We start from the raw sequence: 22,798 nt of genomic DNA on the forward strand, positions 1-22,798 counted from the left end.
ACTGGTCACGACACTGCTTCACGCATATGAACGCCCCTGTAGCTCTTCGAGGGACCGACGATGATTATCACCCGCCTGCACGGCCGACTGGGCAACCAGATGTTCCAATATGCCGCCGGGCGCGCGCTGGCGGATCGGCTTGGGGTCTCGCTGGCGCTGGACAGCCGTGGCGCGGAGCTGCGCGGCGAAGGTGTCCTGACACGTGTCTTCGACCTTGATTTGGCGGCGCCGGACAAATTGCCTCCGCTGCGCCAGACCGAACCACTGCGCTATGCGGTATGGCGCAGCCTCGGGCAGGGGCTGGGTGCAGGACCGAAACTCCGGCGAGAAGCTGGCCTTGGCTACAATGCAGATTTCGAACACTGGGGCGACGACAGCTATCTGCACGGCTATTGGCAGAGCGAACGCTATTTCAATGGGTGCGCCGAACGGATCAGGCGGGACTTCACCTTCCCTGACTTCTCAAATCAGCAGAACGCCGAGATGGCGGCCAGGATTAGTGAGAGCAACGCGATCTCGCTGCATGTTCGGCGGGGCGATTATCTGACGCTCGCGGCGCATGTGCTTTGCGATCAGTCTTATTACGAAGCCGCGCTGCAACAGGTGCTGGACGGGCTGGAGGGACAGCCAACGGTCTATGTCTTCTCGGACGATCCGCAGTGGGCCAAGGACAACCTCCCCCTCCCCTGTGACAAGGTGGTGGTGGATTTCAATGGCGCGGACACCGACTACGAGGACATGCGCCTGATGAGCCTGTGCAGACATAACATCATCGGCAACAGCTCCTTCTCCTGGTGGGCCGCCTGGTTGAACCAGACTGCGAAGCGCCGGGTTGCGGGACCGGCAAAATGGTTCGGCGACCCCAAGCTGAACAACCCCGATATCCTGCCACCGGACTGGCTGCGGATCAGCGTCTAGCAACTGCTGCGATCAGAACGGTGCCTTGACGCGGAACTTCATCGATTCGCCGCTGTCGGGATGTTTGATACGCAGCTCTTCTGCGTGCAGCATCATGCGTGGATGATCCAGTGCAGCCCCCTGAGCGTAAAGCGGATCGCCCAGAATGGCGTGTCCGAGCGAGAGCATATGCACACGCAACTGATGCGAGCGACCTGTCTTTGGCGTCAGACGCACACGTGTCGCGGCCTCTTCATATTTTATCACCCGCCAATCGGTCACCGCCTCCTTGCCAGTGTCATGGCAGACCATCTGGCGCGGGCGGTTTGGCCAATCGACGATCAGCGGCAAATCGACGGTCCCGCTGCGCGGCTCTAGCCTGCCACCGATGCGCGCGATATAGGCTTTCTTTGCGGTACGTTTTTCAAACTGCATCGAGAGATGGCGTTGGGCGTACGGAGTGACCGCAAACACCATTACGCCGGAGGTATCGCGATCCAGTCGATGGACCAGCAACGCCTCGGGAAACACTGCCTGCAAGCGGGTGAGCAGACAGTCCGCAAGGTGTTCTCCGCGCCCCGGTACGCTCAGCAGACCATGGGGCTTGTTCACCACCAATAGCTGCGCGTCATGATGCAGGATATCCAATGGATCCGTCGGCGGGGTATAATCGCTAGAAACAGTCATGCCCGCGTCCCTAGCGATCCGGCGCCCGCAGGGCAAGGTATCGCTACGTCGTGCTTGCCCGGGATCTGGCGGAGCGTCAGGGTGGCGGCAACCCCTGCCTCACCGCGGGCTCCCTGTTCTGAGAGGTGCAGCATGACACATCCGACCATCAACAGGCTGCAAGAGGTTGTTGCCAAAGGCGACGACAGCCAGATTGCAGATCTCCTGGCGGAGGATGTGCAGTTCCTGCCCCCGACCTATTGGAAAACTTGGACCGGTCGCGCACCAGTGGCGGCGATTCTGGGTCATGTCGGTCAGGTATTCAGTGACTTTCGCTATCGTCGGATCATGGGGGACGGAAACGACTGGGCGTTGGAGTTCCAGTGCAAGATCGGCGAGTTCGATGCCGTGGGCGTTGACCTGATCACGTTGAATTCGCACGGCCTGATCAGCCATTTCGAGGTGGTCATGCGCCCCTATAAAAGCGTCGGCGTGCTGCGCGCCGCAATCATGGAACGGGTCACCACCGACCCACGATTTCTGCAATATCAAAAGGCGCTCAGCTGATCGGCATCGATCATATCGCCCGCATTGTCCTGCTGCCGCTTCTGGTGGTGCAGGCAGTTAACGTCCGGCGCAGGGCGCTGAACCTGCCGGAACCCTCGGGGCCTCGGTTCGGCCAACAGGGACAGGGCACGCCGCTACGGCTGTTGATTGTCGGCGACAGCTCAGCTGCTGGTGTCGGTGTCGGTCGCCAGAACGATGCGCTCTCCGGTCAACTGACATCGCGCCTGACGCAAGGTCGGCATCTGACCTGGCGGCTGGAGGCCACAACCGGGCATCGCAGCGCAGATGCTCTGGCGCGGGTGCGTGCGCTGCCGCCGCAGACCTTTGACGTTGCGGTTCTGGCATTGGGGGTCAATGACGTGACCCGGCTTGCGCGGCGGCGACGGTTTCACATGGAACAGTGCGCGCTGATCAAGCTCCTGCGGGACCGGTTTGGGGTCAGGCTCGTGGTCTTGTCAGGAGTGCCACCAATGGCAGATTTTCCAGCCCTTCCCCAACCGCTGGCTTGGGTCCTGGGTCGCCACGCGGCGCGGCTGGACCGGGTTCTATCCAACCTGGCCGCAGGAAATCACGATGTCATCCACCTGCCATTCACGATGGCGCCCGACCCAGCGCTGGCAGCGCAGGACGGCTATCATCCGTCGGCAGCCGCCTATTCTCTTTGGGCTGAAACCTTGGCAGAGACCATCAACGCGGAACTGTCCTGCACATCCCGGCCCGCCCCTCAGGCCCGGCGCATCTGCCGCACCAATGAGACCGAGTAGATCACCAGCGCGAGCCAGATCATCGGAAAGGCGATCATGCGCGCGCGACCGAAATCTTCGCCAAAAATGAACACCGCTGCCAGAAATATCATCGTCGGAGCAATATATTGCAGGATACCGATGGTGGAGAGCCGCAGCAGTTTGGCGCCATTGGCGTAGGTGATCAGCGGCACCGCTGTGACCAAACCACAGCCCAGCAGCAACGCGGTGTCGCTGAACGCTCCCGCGAAATGCGCGTCACCGGAGGCCGTAAGATAGAGCAAATATCCCAGCGCCGGAGGGGTCAGGATCAGCACTTCCAGCATGAAACCCTGATTGGGGCCGACCGGCAGGGATTTCTTGAAGAACGCATAGAACCCCCAGCTGAGAGTAAGACCAATGGCAGCCCACGGCAGGCGCCCGGCGTCAACGGCAAGCACCAGCACCGCCAGTGCCGCCAGACCGATTGCGACCAGCTGTTCCGGCAACAATCTCTCTCCCAGCAAAAGTGCACCCAACATGACGCTGAACAGCGGGTTGATATAATACCCCAGCGCCGCATCAAGCGCATGCCCGGTTGCAATCGACCACACATAGATGCCCCAATTCACTGAGATCAGCGCCGCTGTCACCGCCCCCATCATCAAGACCTTGGGCGAGGTCAGCGCCGCGCGCAGATCACGGGTTCGACGCAGGATAATGAGTAGCACACCCGCCACGGGCACCGACCAGATTACCCGATGCGCGACAACTTCGGCGGCGGGCATATGTGCCAGCGCTTTCATATAGATCGGCAGAAATCCCCACATCAGATAGGCGGAAACTGCAAAGGCAAGGCCCTGCGGCGTGTCTTTGTTCTCAACTGATGAGGTCATCGTGGAATCTCCCTGAGCCGCGTTTATGACAGCTCAGCGCGCAATTGACAGAGCGGAAGCACAAAAAACACTGCTGTCGGCGATGGTAGACGGCCTTATCGGATCGCCGGGGAAAGAGTGCGCGAACTGCGCACATATTCTCCCGCTGATCTCGCCCCCCCCTGGGATCCTTAGAGGTGACCTATGCCTTCACCCGCTCCGATTTCGGATCATACATCGGCTTCAGGGAAGCTTCGGCTTTCACTTTCACGCCGCAGACGTCGATCTCATAGACCGAACCCAGCACATCCGCTGCGCTTTCCCCCTCGCAGGGCACATAGCCCATGCCGATGGCGGCACCCAGCGTGTGGCCGTAGTTGCCGGAGCTGAGATAGCCCACGTATTTGCCGTCGCGGATGATCGGCTCATTGTGAAACAAGAGCGGCTCGGGGTCGGTCAGCTTGAACTGAACCATGCGGTTCTTGGGGCCGCTCTCCTTGCGCTCCAGCACCGCGGCCTTGCCGATAAAGTCGTCCTTGCCGGTTGCAACCGCAAAGCCGAGCCCTGCGTCGATCACATTGTCCTCGCAAGTGATGTCGTGGCCGAAGTGGCGGAAGCCCTTCTCGATCCGGCAGCTGTCCATCATGTGCATACCGCAGAGCTTAAGGCCCATGTCGTGGCCCGCCTCCCAGAGGGTTTCGAACGCGTGGCCGGACATTTCCGCCGGGATGTAGATCTCCCAGCCCAGTTCGCCCACATAGGTCACCCGGTGGACACGGGCGAGGCCCATGCCAAGTTCGATCTCCTGCGCGGTGCCAAAGGGGTTCACCTCGTTGGAGAAATCATTGGGCGAGACTTTCTGCAGCAGCTTGCGCGCGTTCGGGCCCATCACGGCCAGCACGCCCTCGCCTGCGGTCACATCAGTCAGCACGACGTTGAAACCGCCCTTATGGCGCATCATCCAGGTCTGATCCGCCAGACGGGTCACCGCCGGGGTCACCACCAGATAGACGGTCTCGCTCAGCCGGGTCACGGTCACATCCGCCTCGATGCCGCCGCGCGGGTTCAGGAACTGGGTGTAGACGATCTTGCCCGCAGGGACCGAAACATTGGCGCCGCAGATGTAGTTCAGGAACTTCTCCGCATCCGGGCCTTCGACGCGGATCTTGCCGAAGGAAGACATGTCGTACATGCCGACATTTTCCCGCACGGCGCGGTGTTCGGCGGCAGCGTTTTCGAACCAGTTCTGGCGCCTCCAGCTGTACTGGTACTCCCGCTCCTGGCCCGCGTTTGCGAACCAGTTGGCGCGCTCCCAGCCGCCTATTTCGCCGAAAACGGCGCCCTGTTCCTTGAGGTGGTAGTGGAATGGGGTGCGGCGCACGCCGCGGGCAGTGGCCTTCTGGCGGTAGGGGAAATGGTCTGCATAGAGCAGGCCGAGGGTCTCTTTTGAACGCTCGAACAGGTAATGCTTGTTGCCCTGGAACGGGTGCATGCGGGAGATGTCCACATCGCCGAGGTCAAACGGCTTCTGGCCGTCTTCCATCCACTGCGCCAGCGCCATGCCTGCGCCGCCTGCGGACTGGATGCCGATCGAGTTGAAGCCTGCGGCGACCCAGAAGTTGTCCATCTCCGGCGCCAGGCCGAGGTGGTAGGCGTCGTCCGGGGTAAAGGATTCCGGGCCGTTGAAGAAGGTATGGATACCGGCCTCCGCCAGCAGCGGCATCCGGTTGCAGGCGGCCTCCAGGATCGGCTCGAAGTGGTCGAAATCCTCGGGCAGCTGGTCGAACTCGAAGTTGTCCGGAATGCCGTTCATCGCCCAAGGCTTGGCGTTCGGCTCAAACGCGCCCAAGAGGATCTTGCCGGCGTCCTCCTTGTAGTAGGCGCATTCATCTGGCACCCGCAGCACCGGCATCTGGGTCAGGTCGGCGATGCCCTCGGTCACAATGTAGAAGTGCTCGCAGGCATGCAGCGGAACGTTGACGCCTGCCATGCGGCCGACCTCATGGCCCCACATGCCGGCGCAGTTCACCACCATGTCGCATTCGATATGGCCCTGCGCCCCGCCATCGTCGCTGGCCCAGTCCACACCAGTAACGCGGCGGCCCTGTTTGGAGATGCCGGTGACCCTGATGCGCTCGTTGACCAGCGCGCCGCGCTGACGGGCGCCCTTGGCCAGGGCCAGCGCAATGTTGGCCGGATCCGCCTGCCCGTCAGTCGGCAGCCAGACGCCGCCGGTCACGCCGTCCAGATTGATGTGCTCGTAGCGCTCCTTCACCTCCTTGGGCGACAGCTCCTCCACCGGCACGCCAAAGGCGCGCGCCATGGCGGCGTTGCGGTAGAGCTCCTCAAGCCGCTCATGGGTCAGAGCCGCCGACACCGACCCCACCTGGCGCATGCCGGTGGCGACGCCGGTTTCCGCCTCAAGCCCCAAATAGAGCTCGGCCGAATAGCGGGCGAGCTTGGTCATGTTGGAGGACGCGCGCAGTTGGCCGATCAGCCCCGCGGCATGCCATGTGGTGCCGGAGGTCAGCTGCTTACGCTCCAGCAGCACCACATCCTTCCAGCCGAGCTTGGTCAGGTGATAAGCTACCGAGCAGCCGATCACGCCGCCGCCGATAATGACAACACGGGCCTTGTTGGGAAGATCGCTCATCTTTTTTCTCCTGATCTCGTTTGATCAGACCCTGCCACAGATAGGCGACAGGAAATGTATAAAAAACGCCAATCTTGCCGCTGTATTCTCCGCCGCTAATGGGCGGGTTTCCGACGTCGCTCCATGGACTGGGAAGCGCGTCGTGACTTTCGCAGGGCAAAAGGGGTAATGCCGAAAAAAGCCTTATACAGGGTCGAAAACCCGTTGGAGAATCCGCAGGCCAATCCGATTTCCCGCACGCTCATAGTGGTGTTGAGCAGCAGATTATTCGCCTTGTTCAGCCGCATTTCGCGGTAAAACCCGTTTGGAGTGGTGCCCAGAAAAGTATTGAACTTGCGCTCCAGCGATCGGGTCGAAATCCCCAGTTGATCCACGATCTCGTTGATCGGCAACGGGTCTTCGATGTGCTCCTGCATCACGCGAATGGCCTGATCAAGGTCAGCATCACCGGTAACCGTTGGCTTCACACCTGAGAAGGGTTGCAGCGATGCGTAATCGCGTATCTTGTCATGCAGCAGGATATTGGCAACCGTCACCTGGGCGGCGGCCGTTGTCAGCTGTCCAATCAAGGCAAGAACGATATCCACCGTCGACCCCATTCCGGCACAGGTCACAACCTGACCATCCTCGCTTGCAAGCGCGAAGTTGGCGTCAAACAATCCAATACGTTCGCGCATCAAAGTGGCGTTTTCCCAATGTGTCGTGTGGAGCCCCCCCTGCTTTCCGCTGTCGCGGATGTACCGGCTTGCCGCCTCAGCCAGCAGATAGACTTTGGCTCCGCGCGCGCGGTATTTGCTGATCAGCGGCCCCATGGACAGCGCAGGGCAATCGGGATCCGTGTTGCCAAGAACAAAAACACAATCCGCCTCGGCGCGGCTTGCAAAAGGCTCCGTCTCGACAAAGGCACCCGCCCGGCAGCCGATCTGACCACCCGCTGCGGAGCGAAGGGTCCAGGAGAACGGTGGCTGCGCCAACACCCGATTGGCCAGGCGCAACGGCTCCACCACGGCGGAAAATTCCGTCAGGACGAAACCTTCGCTCAGCAGGATATCAACCTGCCACCGACGTCCCCCAGGGGCGGGGCCCCCGGAGGTCGCGCGAGGGTCAGGCCCGGAGCCGGTCATTGCCCGGATCCCACAGTGGTTCGTCTTTTTGAACCACCGCACGGTATTTCTCACCGTAGATTTCGATCTCCAGTTCGGTTCCGGGCATCGCCAACTCAGGTCGCACCATGCCCAGCGCGATGGAGGCGTTCACACGGTAGCCCCAGTCCCCGGAGGTGGTTTCGCCCACGATCTCGTCATCCTTCCAGATGCAGGACATATAGGGCGCGTCCGCCTCCCCGGCATCGACAATCAGGGTGACAAAGGATTTCTTCACCCCGCGCTGCTTTTCGGCCTGGATCGCGGCCTTGCCCGGGAAATCCTGCGGTTTGTCCAGCTTGACGAACCGCTCCAGCCCGCCTTCAAGCAGCGAGTAGTCGATGGACAGGTCACCCTTCCAGGTGCGGTAGCCCTTTTCGATGCGCAGGGAGTTCAGCGCGTACATGCCAAACGGCTTGGCGCCGCCCGCCAGCAGGGCCTCGTAAATCTCCGGTTGATGCGCGTTGGCGCAATGGACCTCCCAGCCCAGTTCGCCCGCAAAGGACACCCGCGCCAGAAAGGCGGGCTTGCCAGCGACAGTGGCTTCCTGATGGGTCAGCCAGCCCAGCGACAGATCGGCATCCGAGATGCCCGTCAGCAGCTCCCGCGATTTCGGGCCGGTGACGATCATGGTTGCAAGTTCGGTGGTGCGGTCGGTCAGGGTCAGGCCCTCGGGCAGCGCCTTCTTCAGGATCTCGAAGTCGTGCCACTGGGCCGAGCCCGCGGTGATCAGGGTGAAGTGGTCCTCGCCATGACGGATGCAGGACATCTCCGTCAGGATGCGGCCGCGGTTGTCCGAAAAGTAGACCAGGTTCATCCGGCCGACCTTGGGCAGACCCCCGGTGATCATCCCGCGCAGAAACTCGGCTGCGCCCTCACCGTCCAGGTTGAAACGGGAGAAACCCGGCAGGTCCAGCACGCCAACATCGTCGCGGACCGCTTCGCATTCTTCCTTGATCCGCTGCTGCCACGGGCCGGAGCGGCCCCAGGTATGGGTGGCCTCCTCGGAGGTGTCGTCACCATCCTTTGCAAACCAGTTGGCGCGCTCCCAGCCGTTGTAGGCGCCCATCTGGCCGCCGAGCTCCTTGATGCGGCAATGCACCTGGCTGACTTTCTTGTCGCGCGCTGCCGGCCATTCGTGATGCGGAAAGTGCATGGCGTATTCGTTGCCGTAGACTTCCATGCCTTTCTTGTCGCAGTAATCCTGGTCAGTGTAGTCGGTGTAACGGCGCGGATCGCAGGACCACATGTCCCACTCGGTCTGGCCGTCGGCGATCCACTCCGCCAGCACCTTGCCGGCACCGCCGCCCTGGGCGATGCCAAAGGTAAAGACACAGGCTTCGAACGCGTTGTCCACGCCCGGCATCGGGCCCAGCAGCGGCAGACCGTCGGGGGCATAGGGAATCGGGCCGTTGATCACGCTGGAGACGCCGGTGGACGCCATCAGCGGCACCCGCTCCATCGCGTCGGTGACGATATCCTCGATCCGGTCCAGATCGTCCGACCACAGCTGGAACGAAAAATCGTCCGGCATCCGGTCGTCCTCGGTCATCCAGTGGCCCCTGCAGTTCGGCTCATATGGCCCAAGGTTGTAGCCGTTCTTTTCCTGACGCAGGTAATAGGACACATCCACGTCGCGGATCAGCGGGAGTTTCTTGCCGGTCTTCTTGGTGTGCTCTTCGATCTCGGGGATCTGTTCGGTCAGCAGATACTGGTGGCTCATCACCATCATCGGCACGGTGCGCCCGCCATAGGGCTTGAACCACTCTCCGACACGCTGGGCATAATAACCGGCGGCGTTCACGACATAGTCGCATTCGATATCGCCCTTATCGGTATGCACGATCCAGGTCTTGTCTTCCTTCTGGGTGACACCGGTTGCCGGGCAGAAGCGGATGATCCTCGCCCCCATGTCGCGGGCGCCCTTGGCCAACGCCTGCGTCACCTGCGCCGGGTCGATGTCGCCGTCTGACGGATCCCACAGCACACCTTGCAGGTCGTGGGTCTCCAGGAACGGATAACGCTCCTTGGCCTGCTCAGGCGTCCATATCTCCATCCCGATGCCCTGATAGCGGCCCATGGAGCAGGCGCGTTCAAACTCCTGCATTCGCTCCTTGGTATGGGCCAGACGGATAGAGCCGGTCTGATGATAGTTCATCGGATAGTCGACCTCTTCACCGAGGCGGTCATACAGCTCGGTCGAGTAGCGCTGCATGTTCATGATCGCCCAGGAGGTCGAGAATGTCGGAACATTGCCCGCCGCATGCCATGTCGAACCGGCTGTCAGTTCGTTCTTTTCCAGGAGGACGCAATCCGTCCATCCCTTCTTCCCAAGATGATACAGTGCCGAACAGCCGACGACGCCACCGCCGATGATGACCACACGGGCCTTGTTTGGAAAATCGGACATGATTGCTCCCTGATGTCAGTCCTCTTGCGGCACGCCGTCCGCGATGTCGTAGTAGTCGCCCTTGTCCGCAACAAAGATATGCTTCTCTAGGGAGACACCGGTAGGTGCCTCGACCGAGCCAAGCGAAAAACAGATCGCGTCCCCATCTTCAGCTTTCCAGAACAGAAACGATCCGCAACGGGCGCAGAAACCCCGTTTCGCCACCGGACTGGCCGCGTACCAGCTCACCTCGCCGGAGATCATCAGCTCTGCCTCCGGCACGCGAGCCGACGACCATATACCCCCGGATTGCCGACGGCATTGGCCGCAGTGACACATCGAGGCGCCCTGCGGTTGGGCGGATGTCTCATAATGAATACCCCCGCAAAGACAGGACCCCCTGATCATCTTGCAACCTCCAGGTTGGGAGCGCTGCTCGCGCCGAGCAGAACGCCGTAAACAATGAAACAAATTGCCAGCAGGCGACGGATCCAGACGCTGAAGACGGCTTTCATCGCAGCTTTTCCCAGGCCGGCACCCAGCAGGGTAAAACCGGTGTAACTCAGAGTGGTCAGACCCAAGGCAGTGGGCACGATCACCAGCATCTGGTCCCAGACCGGCACGTCCGGCTGGATGAACTGCGAGAACGCGGCGAGATAACCCGCCACGCTCTTCGGATTGATCACGGCCACCGCCAAGGCGTGCAGGTAGATGTGACGGGCGGGCCGGACATTGGCCGGAACCGGGCGTCTCGCGTTGCGCCAACCACGCCAACCCAGATAAATCAGAAACCCGGCGCCAATCAGCTTGGCCACCAGAAATCCGGTGGGCGAGGCTGCGATCAGAGTCGTCACCCCCAGGGCCGACAGCAATAGGAACAACGTCGCTTGCGTCAGGATCGCCAGAACACCGACCATTGCACGCCCAAACCCCAAGGCCATTCCGTTGGAGATACAATTCACCGCATTCGGCCCGGGTGTGGTCACGAAGACAGCCCAGAACAACGCAAATATGATCCAGGCATCAATACTCATCAGTACACCGGCGGAGCAATAACCCAGACCGCGACGGCCGGTGTGTCATAGGGGTTGGCCCATTGGTACGGCTCTTCCTTGATCCGGAAACTGTCGCCGGGCCCCACGGTGAAACTGCGCCCCCCGATCAGCAGGTCCAACCGGCCTGAAATCATGTAGCCAACCTCCTGCGTCGGGCGGTCGGCGGGGGTCTGCATCCGCGAATGCGGACGAAAGGTGGAGTGCACCATCTCGAAGTCATCGGTCAGATCGGGCGACAGCAGTTCTTCGATCAGACCTTCGTCGCCCGACCCCATCGGACGGCGCGCGCCTGCGCGGACAATGTACCCCTGTTCTGAAACCGGCGCCGCCGAATGGGCAAACAACATCGACATCGGCACATCCAACGAGCTGGCAATCGCTCTAAGATCAGAAATCGACGGCTCCGACATATCCCGCTCGACCTGGCTCAACCAGCCAACAGACCGACCAAGACGCCCCGCAAGATCGGCAAGCGTCACGCCACGCGCCTTACGCAAGGCGCGCAGATCCGCACCGAGTGTTGCGTGATATGGTGATTGATCTGTCACAGGGACTCCATGAAAAAGCGGGTCATTTTTTCACGATGCACTGGCTTTGTGAAATTTCAAAGCCTTTTTTCATGAACAGCCCTGACAAACAAAAACCGGGGCCATAAAGGCGCCCGGCTTCGTCATCTTTCCATAAATACTCTGGGGTGAGGCCGTCAGGCCGAGGGGCAACGCCCCTTGATCACCGAATCAACCGGCGCGGCTGAAGACCCGCTTCAATATGAGCGTCAGCTGCTCTGCGTCTTCTTGCGTGAAGGCATCCGGCTGATCGCTGTCGATATCAAACACGCCGATCAGCGCTCCGTCGTGGTTCCAGACCGGCAGCACCAGCTCGGACCGTGTCGATGACGCACAGGCGATATGGCCCGGAAAGGCGTCAACATCAGCGACCAGCTGCACCTCACCGCTGCGCGCCGCTGCTCCGCAGACGCCGCGTGAAAACGGGATCTGCAAACATCCGTGCCCACCCTGATAGGGGCCAATCTTCAGCAATTGCGGCGCCACTACCCGATAAAACCCAGTCCAGTTGAACCGATCATCGCTGTGGTGGACCTCACAGGTCACGGTTGCCATCAGCGCAACTTCGTCAGTCTCGCCCTCAGTCAGTGCAGCGATAGTCTTGGCAAGTGTTTCGTACTCGACCTGCAAGAGCAGCCCTCCTCAAGTGTAGCAGAGGGGGCTGTCTGCCCCCTCTTGACCTTCAGGTCAATTCACCCCCGAGAGTATTTTGGTAAAGGTGACATTCACACCCGCTCAATCGCGATTGCCGTTCCCTCGCCGCCGCCGATACAGATGGCAGCGATCCCCCGTTTGAGACCGCGTTTTTCCAGCGCGTTGAGCAAGGTCACAATAATCCGCGCACCAGAGGCCCCAATCGGATGCCCCAACGCGCAAGCACCGCCGTTCACGTTCACCTTGTCGCGCGGCAGCCCCATTTCACGCATGAAGGCCATTGGCACAACTGCGAAGGCTTCATTCACCTCCCACAGGTCGACATCATCGGTGGTCCAGCCGATCTTCTCCATCAGCTTCTTCGCTGCTGGGACTGGAGCAGTTGTGAACAGACCCGGCGCCTGTGCGTGGCTTGCATGCCCCATGATCCGGGCGCGTATGGTCAAGCCTTGCGCCTCGGCAGCCTCCTGCGAGGCCAGAACCAAGGCCGCCGCGCCATCGGAGATCGAGGAGGCATTTGCTGCCGTTACGGTGCCATCCTTGCGGAAGGCCGGTTTGAGCGTCGGGATCTTGTCGGGGCGCGCCGATTTCGGCTGCTCATCGGCATCCGTCACGACCTCGCCTTTTCGAGTTTTTACGGTGACAGCTGCGATTTCACCGTCAAACGCACCGCTTTCCTGTGCGGCCAGCGCATTGGATAGCGATGTCAGCGCGTATTCGTCCTGCGCTTCACGGGTGAATTGATAGGTCTCAGCGCAATCCTCGGCAAAGCTCCCCATCAGGCGGCCCTTGTCATAGGCGTCCTCGAGGCCGTCGAGAAACATATGATCAACCACCTGCCCGTGCCCGATCCGCGCGCCATTGCGCATCTTCGGCAGAAGATAAGGCGCATTGGTCATGCTCTCCATACCGCCCGCAACCATGGTATCGGTCTGCCCAAGCGCGATCTGATCATAAGCAATCATCGCGGCCTTCATCCCGGAGCCACACATCTTGTTCAGCGTCGTTGCAGGCACCTCTTCTCCGAGGCCAGCCGCAAACCCGGCCTGTCGCGCGGGCGCCTGGCCCTGGCCCGCCGGAAGGACGCAGCCCATCAGGACCTCATCCACCGTGCTGGCGCCTGCCCCTTCAAGAGCTGCGCGGATTGCAGCGCCGCCGAGGTCGGCGGCCGCGACGCCGTCGTACATGCCCTGAAAACCTCCCATCGGGGTTCGGGCCGCGCCTGCGATCACTACATTTTTCATCTAATATTCCTCCTAATCTCGAAATAGTGCATACAAAATCGTAAGGATTGACGTCTAGTTTGATCGTCAACACATATTGACGCGGGGACACTCATGAGCCTGACGAGCACAACAGCAGATGGTACACAGATCGTGACCGTCAATGCCGAACGCATTGATGCAGCGATGGCCATCCAATTCAAAGAAGACATGCGCGCGACCACCGAAAATGGCCCTGATCGCGTCATTCTTGATCTGTCCGAAGTAAAATTCATCGATTCCAGCGGTCTTGGTGCTATTGTAGCTGCTATGAAGCAGCTCGGACAGGGCCGAAAACTGGATCTCGCCGGGCTGACGCCGATGGTCGACAAGGTGTTTCGACTGACGCGAATGGATACTGTTTTTGATTTGTATGCGTCACTGAGCGACGCAACGACTGCCACCCGCATCGATTCTTGACCCCACGCGTGTTTGTAACGCGGAGCGAAAAGACTATGGTAGAAACCTTTTCCTGCACGTTCACGGCAACGGAACTGGATGCCAGATCCGGTGTACAGGATGTTGTGGCGCGGCTGCGCAAAATGGGCATCCCGGAAGCCCGGGCGGATGAGGTGCAGATCGCCTTGACTGAGGCGGTGAACAACGTTGTCGAACATGCCTATGCCGGCATGGACATCGGGGATGTTCGCATACGGTGCAATCTGCACCCTGACCAGCTGTGGATCTCGATTGGCGACGGAGGCGCTCCGTTCAAGGATGGCGAATTGCCGATCGCGACCGCGCATGACTTGACTGTTGAGACCGACCAGCTGCCAGAAGGCGGCTTTGGCTGGCTGCTGATCCGCGAACTCACCTCAGATGTGCAATACAAGCGAGATGACAGCGGCAACAACCTTTCCCTGTGTTTCGAAATTCAGATGCGCAACGCCAATAGCGCGTGACGTCTAGCGCCCGAGTTCCGGCATCCAGCGCCACCATGCGGACGGCACATTGGCCACCCGGCGGCGAACACCAGATCTCCTCTCTCCTCTTTATCGCTCGGTTCATCGGGCTACAGGCGGCGCCAGTGCAGATGATCTGCGCCGGAACGGCGCCATTCCGCATTGCGCCGTAGCGACAGCGGCGACTCATTCATCCTCCTTTGTCGTTGCCTTTGCGTCCGTGCGACCTAAGCTGCCTTCCAGTTACAGGAGGCACCATGCGCGATTTTCACTTCCCCGGACGGTCGGCGGTCTTTGCCGAAAATGGTCTTTGCGCCACATCTCATCCGCTGGCGGCGGGCGCGGCCATAGACATTCTGAAACGCGGCGGCAACGCGATGGATGCCGCAATCGCTGGCGCGGTGCTGCTTGGCATCTGTGAACCGCAAATGACCGGGATTGGTGGCGATTGTTTTGTTCTTTACTCCCGCCCCGGCTCGCCGGTTATGGCCCTGAACGGATCGGGGCGTGCCGCCGCGGCCGCCAACGCGGCCGGGCTGCGGGCGGATGGGTTGAGCGCGGTTCCCCTGACCAGCGCACATGCAGTGACCATACCCGGTGCAATCGACGCCTTCTGCAAACTCTCCGATACCGAAGGGCGGTTGGGGCTGGATGCCATCCTTGCCCCTGCTATCCACTATGCCGAAGTTGGGGTTCCGGTGGCTCCGCGAGTGGCCTTTGACTGGCAGAACGATGCCGACACGCTTCAGGGCAGCGCCCGCGACCAGTATCTTTTTGATGGTGAGCCACCGCGGATCGGGCAGATATTTCGCGCTCCAGGTCAGGCCGAGGTATTGCGGCGCGTCGCCAAAGACGGGCGTGATGCGTTTTATACGGGCGAGGTAGCCGAAGATATGATTGCTGCGTTGCAAGCCCGCGGCGGGTTGCAACGCAGCGAGGATTTTGCCGCTACGCAGGCTGACGTCACCATACCGGTTGTCGGCAGCTACAAGGATATCGAGCTGGTCGAACACCCGCCAAATGGTCAGGGAGCCACGGCTATTCTGATGCTGAATATCCTGAAGCGTTTCGATATGGCAGGCATGAACCCAGTTGGCGCAGAACGTATTCACATCGAAGCTGAAGCCGCAAAGCTCGCCTATGATGCGCGCAACCGGTTCATTGCGGATCCAGATCACACGGTCCGTTTGGACCATATGCTGGCGCCGGAAACGGCGGTGCGCCTGGCCGAGCTGATCAGTCCGAAGCGCGCGATGGCTGCACCTGCTCCGATCAGTGAGGCAGTGCATAAAGACACGATCTATATCACCGTCGTCGACAAGGACCGCATGGCAGTTTCGCTGATCTATTCGATCTTCCACGGTTTCGGATCGGGGATCGCCTCCGACAAGTTTGGCATTCTGTTGCAAAACCGCGGCGCAGGTTTCACCTTGGAAGAGGGCCACCCCAACATGCTGGCAGGCGGCAAGCGGCCAATGCACACCATCATTCCGGGAATGCTGTGCAAGGAAGGCGCGGTCTCCATGCCCTTTGGCGTGATGGGTGGTGCCTATCAGCCCAATGGTCACGCGCGATTCGTCTCTAACATGACGGATTTTCGCATGGATCCCCAGGCGGCGATCGATTTGCCCCGCGCCTTTGCCGATGGCGCCACCCTGAAGGTCGAACGCGGCTACAGCGATGCGGTGAGACAAGAGCTCGCGGATTTGGGACACAACATCGCGATACCGGAGACCGCAATTGGCGGAGCACAAGCGATCCAGATTCATCGCTCAGGTGTGCTGGAAGGTGCCAGCGACCCTCGGAAAGATGGCTGCGCTCTGGGGTATTAAACCGCACGACAAGACCGCAATTGAGAGAAATGGATCTTCGCACTTTGGCCGCGCCAGTGCGGAGTTCATAAGGCTGAGGTCCAGAGGCCTGCCGCTTATATCAGTTCAGTTGATAATGCAGCTCATAGCTGCCTTCGTCAAAACTGCCGAACATCTCTGGAATATCGGGGTGCCCCACAGGTTCGCCGGAATAGTCGGCGATCAGGTTCTGTTCCGACACATAGGCCACGTAGTAGGTCTGATCGTTTTCCGCCAGCAGATGGTAATACGGCTGGTCCTTCACCGGGCGGCTGTCTTCGGGAATGGCCTCGTACCATTCCTCGGTATTGGCAAACTCTGGATCGACGTCGAACACAACTCCGCGAAAGGGATGTTTGCGGTGGCGGACAACCTGTCCCAGATTATATTTTGCGCGCGTTCTAAGCATGAATGCTGTTCCTATCGCCTCATGATACTCTGCGACAAGGGAAAATGTCGAATCCACGGCCCGGTTTCGCGGGAAACACTGTGTCATTCACGATAGAACAATGCTGTCGCCATATACCTGCGCCTTCTGAGCCCCCGGCAAACAGCCGCGATAGCGCTCGGTTGCAGGGCTTTGCGCAGATGAACCCTTGGTTTCTGGGCAGCCAGCTTTCATATAGGGGGCAAGTTGGAAATGGAGAGCAAGCGCATGATCGATATTCTTGGCGGCGCGGGAGATATGGCCCCCGCAGGTGATCTGGTCAAAGACGTGACCGAGGCAACATTCATGCAGGACATTGTCGATGCGTCGATGCACGCGCCGGTGATCGTCGATTTCTGGGCTCCTTGGTGCGGCCCCTGCAAAACACTTGGACCCGCGCTGGAAGCTGCCGTGACCAAGGCAAAAGGCGCCGTCACCATGGCGAAGATCGACGTGGATCAGAACCAACGTCTGGTTCAGGCCCTCTCGCAGCAAGGACTTCCTTTGCAGTCAATCCCGACGGTTGTCGCCTTTGTTCAGGGGCGGCCCATTGACATGTTTCAGGGCGCGGTAGCGCCGTCTGAAATCGACGCATTCATCAAACGTGCAATCGAAGCAGCCGGTGGCAGCGCGGACGGCGGGCTGGGCGAAGCTGTCGAAGCGGCCGAGCAGATGCTGGCCGATGGTGATTTCGCGGATGCGGCGCAGACCTTCGCCGCCGTGCTTGGCGAAGATGATCACAGCGCCGCCGCCTACGGGGGGCTGGCACGCGCCCATGTCGCCATGGGAGATCTCGACCAGGCGGAGGCGGTGCTCAATGGCGCACCTGCCGATATCTCCGATGCCGCAGAAATCGAGGCCGCTCATGCCCAGATCGCCCTGGCTCGTCAGGCCGAGAATGCAGGTCCCGTGACGGAACTGCGCGCAACCGTGGACGCCTACCCCGAGGACCATCAGGCCCGGTTTGATCTGGCACAGGCCCTGCACGCAGCTGGCGACACCCAAGCCGCAGTGGATGAACTCCTGGCATTGTTCCGCAAGGACCAAGAGTGGAACGACGGCGCGGCCAAAGCACAGTTGTTCACAATTTTCGACGCTCTGAAGCCAAACGATCCGATTGTCCTCAATGGTCGGCGCAAACTCAGCTCCATCATATTTGCCTAGGGCGGCGCCAGCGCTACAGTCCCTAGCATGATACAGGTTGCTGATCTGCCCGACACTCTGCCGGTGTTTCCGCTGCCCGGGGCGTTGCTCTTGCCCCGGGCGCGATTGCCGTTGCACATATTCGAACCGCGCTACCTGCAAATGCTGGAGGATGCGCTCAAGACGCCACACCGGATGATCGGCATGATACAGCCGTTCCCGTCGAAAACCGGCGACAGTAGCCTGCACAGCATCGGCTGCGCCGGACGGGTGACGCAGTTTTCGGAAACCGAAGATGGCCGCTATCTGATTACCTTGTCCGGCGTCTCACGGTTTCGGATCAAGACCGAGATCAATGGGTTCACGCCATATCGGCGGTGCGATGTCGACTGGGACGGGTTTCATCGCGATCTGGGCCGGGTTGAGGCAGACGACGATTTCAACCGCGCCCGCTTTCTAGAGCTGCTCGAACGTTTCTTTGAATCGCGCAACCTTTCGACAGATTGGGATGCCCTGAAGGACGCCGAGGATGAGCTACTGATCAACTCCTTGTCGATGATGCTCGACTTCGACCCCGAAGACAAACAGGCCTTGCTCGAAGCGCCCTGCCTTGCCACAAGGCGCGAGACCCTGGTCACATTGATCGAATTCGCCCTTCGCGGCGGCTCGCATGAGGAAATTCTGCAATGAGCATTGAACCGTCTTCCACCGGAGCCAGTGAGGCGCCCTTTGACCGCCGGATGCTTGAGGCACTGGTCTGCCCGCGCACGCAGACGGTCCTTGAATACGATGCCTCAGCGCAGGAGCTGATATCGCGCGCGGCCAATCTGGCCTTTCCGATCCGCAATGGCATTCCTGTCATGCTTGAGGGCGAGGCGCGCGTTCTGGACTAGGCCGATACCTGCCGCAATGCGATTGAAGCTGAAATCTTGATGTGGCCGGGCAAGTTTTGTCCGGCCAATTTGATTTGCACCCGCACCATGGCCAGCTTCAGATCGGCAGCCCTTGAAGCAATCTCGGCAGATCCCCGGTCAGTCCGGCTGCCTCACGAATAAAGGTGCGGCGCAGCCCCGGAAAGGCGCCAACCACTGCCATCCCAACGTCGCGCCCCAAGCGCAGTAGCGGGTTATCGTTGGAAAACAGCCGGTTGAACGCATCGGTAGCTGCCGCCAGACTGGCGGTATCGAAGCGACGCCACTGTTGATAACGCGCAAGCACAAGCGGAGAGGCAATATCTTCGCCCCGGCGCTTTGCCTCCGTCAGCACCTCCGCCAATGCGCCGACATCGCGAAGCCCTGCATTCAGCCCCTGCCCTGCAATCGGGTGGACCCCATGGGCGGCATCGCCAACCAGCGCCAGCCGGTCAGCCACAAACGCATTGGCGAGGGTCAGGTTCAAAGGGTAGGTGAAACGGTCACCGGCCAAGCTGATCTCGCCCAGAAAATCGCCAAATCGGGGGCGCAGCGCCGCAAGGTAGTCCGCCTCGTCCAGGGCCTGGATCGCTTCAGCAACCCGGCTCCGTTCACTCCAGACGATGGAAGACCGATTGCCCGGCAACGGCAGAATCGCCAATGGGCCAGCGGGCATGAAAAATTGATGGGCGACGCCGTTGTGTGGCGCCTCGTGTTGAATGGCGCAAACCAGCGCCGTCTGACCATAATCCCAGCCGGTCCGTTTGATACCTGCGCGTGCTGCGGTGCCACTGCGCCGACCATCCGCCCCGACGATCATTCCCCCACGCAGCGCGTCACCAGAGGCCAGCGTAAGGGTCACACCAGTGGCGTCGACATGCTGCGCGACGACTGTCTGCTCATCCACCAGCGTGATTGCGGAATCCGCCTCCATCGCGCGGCGCAGGGCACGACGCAGATAGCGATCCTCAATCATGTATCCCATAGGACCATCTTCGATCTCGGCATGATCGAAATGCATGAAGAACGGCGATGGTCCCTGACCCGCGCGACCATCGGTGACCTTGATGTCCAGCATCGGCTGGGCCTTGTCCGCGACCTGCGACCAGACGCCAATCTGCTCCAGCAACCGCTGTGATGCGAGCGCCAGCGCATAGCTGCGCCCATCAAAGCCGTCATCGTCGCGCAGATCCCGCGGCAGCGCGTCGATCAGCGTCACCGTGTGGCCTGTCTGGGCCAGCGCCAATGCCAGGGCCGGACCATTCAGGCCACCGCCCACAATCAGGATGTCGGTTGTGTTTTTCATGCCCCGCAATATGCGCCTGCGATTGGGATTGTCCATGGGGCGCGGTGCCGCTACCGTCGCCTCATCCCGAGCAATTTGGAGAGGCGCACATGCAAGAATGGCTGACGCAGACCGCAGCGGATCTGGGCCGTGGCATTGAGGCAGGTGAAATCTGCCCGGTTGCCTTGACCAGAACCTATTTGGAGGCCATTGACGCCCATCCCAAGCGCGACAGGATCTACACCATCGTCACCCATGACCGCGCCCTTGCCGAGGCCGAGGCGGCAAAGCTGCGCGCGGCGCAGGGACAGCGGTTGTCGCTGCTAGACGGCGTTCCGATCAGCTGGAAGGATCTTTTTGACAGCGCTGATATCACAACCGAAGCCGGGTCCAATCTGCTGGCCGAGCGGGTCCCCGAACGCGATGCGCTGGTTCTGCAGACGGCAACATCAATGGGCGCTGTCTGCCTCGGCAAAACACATATGAGCGAGCTGGCCTTCTCCGGGCTCGGTCTCAATCCGGTGAAGGCAACACCGCCTTGCATCCATGACGATCAGGCAGCCCCTGGCGGATCGTCCTCCGGTGCGGCAGCTTCCGTCGCCTTCGGTCTGGCGGCCTGTGGAATAGGCTCTGATACGGGGGGATCTGTACGAATTCCCTCGGCCTGGAATGATCTTGTCGGACTAAAGACGACCTCCGGCCGGATCAGCCTGGAAGGGGTTGTCCCGCTTTGCCTCAGGTTTGATACCGTCGGCCCTCTGGCACGATCGGTCGAGGACGCCGCGCTTTATCTAGGTATCCTGGAGGGCACCCATGGCCCCGATCTGCGCGGAACCACCTTGGAGGGACGCCGCTTTGCCGACCTGCGGACCGTGGCGCAGGAGGATCTGGCCCCTGAGATTGCCGAGGCCTACAGCGACGCCCTGAATAAACTACGCGCAGCCGGAGCAGATATTGTCCCGCTGGAGGTTCCTGTGCTGAAGGAGGCCATGTCGCTCAGTGCGATCCTCTTTACAGCGGAGGCCTACGGCCTGTGGAAAGATGTGATCGAGGCAGCACCACATCTGATGTTTCCCGAGATTCTGGAGCGGTTCCGCTCCGGGGCCGGTTTCAGCGGTCCGGACTATGTCGCCGCCTGGGCCAAGCTGGAGCAGTATCGAATGGACTGGGATCTGGCCACCGCAGGGTTTGACGGCGTTCTCTGCCCGACCTCTCCGATCCTGCCACCTGATGTCGAACGGCTTCAGAACGATCACGACTACTACATCCATTCAAATCTGATGGCCTTGCGCAACACCCGGATTGGCAATCTGATGGGACTGTGTGGCCTGTCACTGCCCACTGGAGCCCCCTCATGTGGCTTGCAGATCCTGGGGCAACCTGACTGCGAAGAGGCCCTCTTGCGCGTCGGCGCAGCTGTGGAGCGGGCATTGGCGTGAAAGCCACATTTTGCCAAGCCCACCTTCGCGCGGCTGGACGCAGGGGGATCCGCTCTGTAGTTTGTTTGTGAACGGGGCATTAACGATCCCGGACCTGAGGCCAAACACATGAATTTTCCGGAGCGGTTTTCAAACCTGCCGCCATACGCGTTCCCGCGACTGCGGGCCCTGTTGGACCATCACACGCCGGGCGGCGATGTGGTGCATATGACCATTGGCGAACCCAAACATGATTTCCCGGGCTGGGTGACGGATGTGATCGTCGAAAACGCCGCCGGCTTTCAGAGCTACCCTCCCAACGAGGGTAGCACCGAGCTGCGCGGCGCCATCAGCGACTGGATCAAGCGCCGCTATGATGTCAGCGTCGACCCAATGACACAGGTCATGGCGCTGAACGGCACCCGAGAAGGGCTCTACAATGCAGCGATGGCGCTCTGCCCGGAACAGAAAAACGGCCAGAAACCAGTCGTGCTGATCCCGAACCCCTTCTATCAGGTCTATATGGTTGCCTCGATCTCGGTTGCAGCAGAGCCGGTTTTTGTACCCGCGACGGCTGCGACGGGTCATCTGCCCGATTATAGCAGCCTGCCGCCCGAGGTGCTGAACCGCACTGCTGTCGCCTATATCTGTTCGCCCGCCAACCCGCAGGGTGCCGTAGCCAGCCGGGACTACTGGACCCAGCTTATCCAACTGGCCGAGCAGTATGATTTCCGCATCTTTGCCGATGAATGCTATTCTGAAATCTACCGGGACAGCGCACCGGTCGGTGCCCTGAGCGTCGCACAAGAAATGGGTGCGGACCCGGAACGGGTGGTGCTGTTCAATTCGCTCTCGAAGCGCTCCAATCTTGCTGGTCTCCGCTCGGGCCTCATCGCCGGCGGATCGGAAACGCTAAAGCGGGTGCATCAGCTGCGCGCCTATTCCGGCGCCCCGCTGCCCGCACCGCTACAGGCCGCTGCAGCCCGAGTTTGGGCGGATGAAGCGCATGTCGTGGAGAACCGCGCGCTTTATCAGGCAAAATACCGGATTGCGGATCAGGTTTTTGACGGGCTGGACGGTTACATGGCACCTGAGGCAGGTTTTTTCCTCTGGCTACCGGTCGAGGACGGAGAGGCGGCGGCACTGAAACTGTGGCTGGACACCGGCGTACGGGTGCTGCCCGGATCTTATCTGGCCCAGGGCAACGGCACCAAGAACCCGGGCGCCGGTTATATTCGGGTGGCACTGGTCGCCCCCGCAGATCAGACCGAGGTAGCCCTGCGCAAATTGCGCAACTGCCTCTACTGATGACCCATTCGATGCGCCCCTTTCAACGAGCGGCGCCAAAATAAAAAAGCCATGGGGCCCAAATCCGCGCATAAGAAGCGGGACGCCCCGACGGACAAGATGAAAC

The 22,798-nt window shown here is 60.7% G+C and carries 23 protein-coding genes; 11 read left to right on the plus strand and 12 right to left on the minus strand.

Going from position 1 to position 22,798, the window contains the following annotated elements; all coding sequences use genetic code 11:
• Nucleotides 1–60 precede the first annotated feature (60 nt).
• Complete coding sequence (locus VWZ85_RS03095) at nucleotides 61–918, plus strand: alpha-1,2-fucosyltransferase (protein ID WP_416587064.1); 858 nt, start codon at nucleotides 61–63, stop codon at nucleotides 916–918.
• 12 nt (nucleotides 919–930) lie between these two features.
• On the opposite strand, the gene VWZ85_RS03100 is transcribed toward VWZ85_RS03095, so the two are convergent.
• The gene (locus VWZ85_RS03100; protein ID WP_416553345.1) at nucleotides 931–1,584 is read right to left on the minus strand and encodes an RluA family pseudouridine synthase; all 654 of its coding nucleotides are present in this window, start codon (nucleotides 1,582–1,584) and stop codon (nucleotides 931–933) included.
• Between the two features lie 132 nt (nucleotides 1,585–1,716).
• Between VWZ85_RS03100 and VWZ85_RS03105 the strand changes: the two genes are divergently transcribed.
• Both VWZ85_RS03105 and VWZ85_RS03110 read left to right on the plus strand, forming a co-directional pair.
• The gene (locus VWZ85_RS03105; RefSeq protein ID WP_416542605.1) at nucleotides 1,717–2,130 is read left to right on the plus strand and encodes a nuclear transport factor 2 family protein; all 414 of its coding nucleotides are present in this window, start codon (nucleotides 1,717–1,719) and stop codon (nucleotides 2,128–2,130) included.
• Nucleotides 2,131–2,174: 44 nt separating this feature from the next.
• Entirely contained in the window at nucleotides 2,175–2,894 is a 720-nt protein-coding gene (locus tag VWZ85_RS03110) for an SGNH/GDSL hydrolase family protein (RefSeq protein WP_416534480.1), read from the plus strand.
• On the opposite strand, the gene rarD is transcribed toward VWZ85_RS03110, so the two are convergent.
• The 9 genes from rarD to VWZ85_RS03155 form a co-directional block, all read right to left on the minus strand.
• Nucleotides 2,855–3,748, minus strand: a complete 894-nt coding sequence (gene rarD / locus VWZ85_RS03115) for an EamA family transporter RarD (protein ID WP_416587067.1) — start codon at nucleotides 3,746–3,748, stop codon at nucleotides 2,855–2,857. The genes VWZ85_RS03110 and rarD overlap by 40 nt on opposite strands.
• A 181-nt stretch (nucleotides 3,749–3,929) precedes the next feature.
• Complete coding sequence (locus VWZ85_RS03120) at nucleotides 3,930–6,380, minus strand: GcvT family protein (protein WP_416587069.1); 2,451 nt, start codon at nucleotides 6,378–6,380, stop codon at nucleotides 3,930–3,932.
• Nucleotides 6,381–6,475: 95 nt separating this feature from the next.
• Nucleotides 6,476–7,504: a GlxA family transcriptional regulator gene (locus VWZ85_RS03125; protein WP_416587071.1), complete on the minus strand. Its 1,029-nt coding sequence runs from the start codon at nucleotides 7,502–7,504 to the stop codon at nucleotides 6,476–6,478.
• Nucleotides 7,485–9,932 (minus strand): GcvT family protein, encoded by a 2,448-nt coding sequence (locus VWZ85_RS03130; RefSeq protein ID WP_416587073.1) that lies wholly within the window; start codon nucleotides 9,930–9,932, stop codon nucleotides 7,485–7,487. Before VWZ85_RS03130 ends, VWZ85_RS03125 begins: the two co-directional genes overlap by 20 nt.
• A 15-nt stretch (nucleotides 9,933–9,947) precedes the next feature.
• Nucleotides 9,948–10,319 (minus strand): GFA family protein, encoded by a 372-nt coding sequence (locus VWZ85_RS03135; protein ID WP_416537659.1) that lies wholly within the window; start codon nucleotides 10,317–10,319, stop codon nucleotides 9,948–9,950.
• Nucleotides 10,316–10,945: a LysE family translocator gene (locus VWZ85_RS03140; RefSeq protein ID WP_416587075.1), complete on the minus strand. Its 630-nt coding sequence runs from the start codon at nucleotides 10,943–10,945 to the stop codon at nucleotides 10,316–10,318. Before VWZ85_RS03140 ends, VWZ85_RS03135 begins: the two co-directional genes overlap by 4 nt.
• Nucleotides 10,945–11,514: a helix-turn-helix domain-containing protein gene (locus tag VWZ85_RS03145; protein WP_340546917.1), complete on the minus strand. Its 570-nt coding sequence runs from the start codon at nucleotides 11,512–11,514 to the stop codon at nucleotides 10,945–10,947. The genes VWZ85_RS03140 and VWZ85_RS03145 overlap by 1 nt, the downstream gene beginning before the upstream one ends.
• 189 nt (nucleotides 11,515–11,703) lie before the next feature.
• The gene (locus VWZ85_RS03150) at nucleotides 11,704–12,162 is read right to left on the minus strand and encodes a GAF domain-containing protein (protein WP_416587077.1); all 459 of its coding nucleotides are present in this window, start codon (nucleotides 12,160–12,162) and stop codon (nucleotides 11,704–11,706) included.
• A 95-nt stretch (nucleotides 12,163–12,257) separates the two neighbouring features.
• Nucleotides 12,258–13,430, minus strand: a complete 1,173-nt coding sequence (locus tag VWZ85_RS03155; protein WP_416534473.1) for a thiolase family protein — start codon at nucleotides 13,428–13,430, stop codon at nucleotides 12,258–12,260.
• Nucleotides 13,431–13,523: 93 nt separating this feature from the next.
• Here VWZ85_RS03155 and VWZ85_RS03160 point away from each other — a divergent pair, with 93 nt between their 5' ends.
• The 3 genes from VWZ85_RS03160 (at nucleotide 13,524) to VWZ85_RS03170 (ending at nucleotide 16,182) form a co-directional block, all read left to right on the plus strand.
• A complete protein-coding gene (locus VWZ85_RS03160) occupies nucleotides 13,524–13,868 on the plus strand; it encodes an STAS domain-containing protein (protein ID WP_340546920.1) in 345 nt (114 codons plus the stop codon).
• A 35-nt stretch (nucleotides 13,869–13,903) separates the two neighbouring features.
• Complete coding sequence (locus VWZ85_RS03165; RefSeq protein ID WP_340546921.1) at nucleotides 13,904–14,350, plus strand: ATP-binding protein; 447 nt, start codon at nucleotides 13,904–13,906, stop codon at nucleotides 14,348–14,350.
• 257 nt (nucleotides 14,351–14,607) lie between these two features.
• Nucleotides 14,608–16,182, plus strand: coding sequence for a gamma-glutamyltransferase family protein (locus VWZ85_RS03170; RefSeq protein ID WP_416587080.1), 1,575 nt, complete (start codon nucleotides 14,608–14,610; stop codon nucleotides 16,180–16,182).
• 100 nt (nucleotides 16,183–16,282) lie between these two features.
• Here VWZ85_RS03170 and hspQ read toward each other — a convergent pair whose 3' ends face one another.
• Complete coding sequence (gene hspQ / locus VWZ85_RS03175; RefSeq protein ID WP_340546923.1) at nucleotides 16,283–16,609, minus strand: heat shock protein HspQ; 327 nt, start codon at nucleotides 16,607–16,609, stop codon at nucleotides 16,283–16,285.
• A gap of 246 nt (nucleotides 16,610–16,855) precedes the next feature.
• Between hspQ and VWZ85_RS03180 the strand changes: the two genes are divergently transcribed.
• Genes VWZ85_RS03180 through VWZ85_RS03190 form a run of 3 tightly spaced genes read left to right on the plus strand, consistent with a single transcriptional unit; the run spans nucleotide 16,856 to nucleotide 18,663 of the window.
• Complete coding sequence (locus VWZ85_RS03180; RefSeq protein ID WP_416587082.1) at nucleotides 16,856–17,791, plus strand: tetratricopeptide repeat protein; 936 nt, start codon at nucleotides 16,856–16,858, stop codon at nucleotides 17,789–17,791.
• Between the two features lie 27 nt (nucleotides 17,792–17,818).
• Complete coding sequence (locus VWZ85_RS03185; RefSeq protein ID WP_416537663.1) at nucleotides 17,819–18,460, plus strand: LON peptidase substrate-binding domain-containing protein; 642 nt, start codon at nucleotides 17,819–17,821, stop codon at nucleotides 18,458–18,460.
• Entirely contained in the window at nucleotides 18,457–18,663 is a 207-nt protein-coding gene (locus tag VWZ85_RS03190; RefSeq protein WP_340546926.1) for a Trm112 family protein, read from the plus strand. Before VWZ85_RS03185 ends, VWZ85_RS03190 begins: the two co-directional genes overlap by 4 nt.
• 97 nt (nucleotides 18,664–18,760) lie before the next feature.
• Here the strand turns inward: VWZ85_RS03190 and VWZ85_RS03195 are convergent, their stop codons facing one another.
• Complete coding sequence (locus tag VWZ85_RS03195) at nucleotides 18,761–19,987, minus strand: FAD-dependent monooxygenase (RefSeq protein ID WP_340546927.1); 1,227 nt, start codon at nucleotides 19,985–19,987, stop codon at nucleotides 18,761–18,763.
• A gap of 89 nt (nucleotides 19,988–20,076) precedes the next feature.
• On the opposite strand from VWZ85_RS03195, the gene VWZ85_RS03200 reads away from it, so the two are divergent.
• Nucleotides 20,077–21,405 (plus strand): amidase, encoded by a 1,329-nt coding sequence (locus VWZ85_RS03200; protein ID WP_416587084.1) that lies wholly within the window; start codon nucleotides 20,077–20,079, stop codon nucleotides 21,403–21,405.
• 108 nt (nucleotides 21,406–21,513) lie between these two features.
• Entirely contained in the window at nucleotides 21,514–22,692 is a 1,179-nt protein-coding gene (locus VWZ85_RS03205) for an aminotransferase class I/II-fold pyridoxal phosphate-dependent enzyme (protein ID WP_416587086.1), read from the plus strand.
• Nucleotides 22,693–22,798: the final 106 nt, after the last annotated feature.

The organism is Phaeobacter sp. JH20_29 (assembly GCF_048056175.1).
In the GTDB taxonomy this organism is placed as follows: domain Bacteria; phylum Pseudomonadota; class Alphaproteobacteria; order Rhodobacterales; family Rhodobacteraceae; genus Phaeobacter; species Phaeobacter bryozoorum.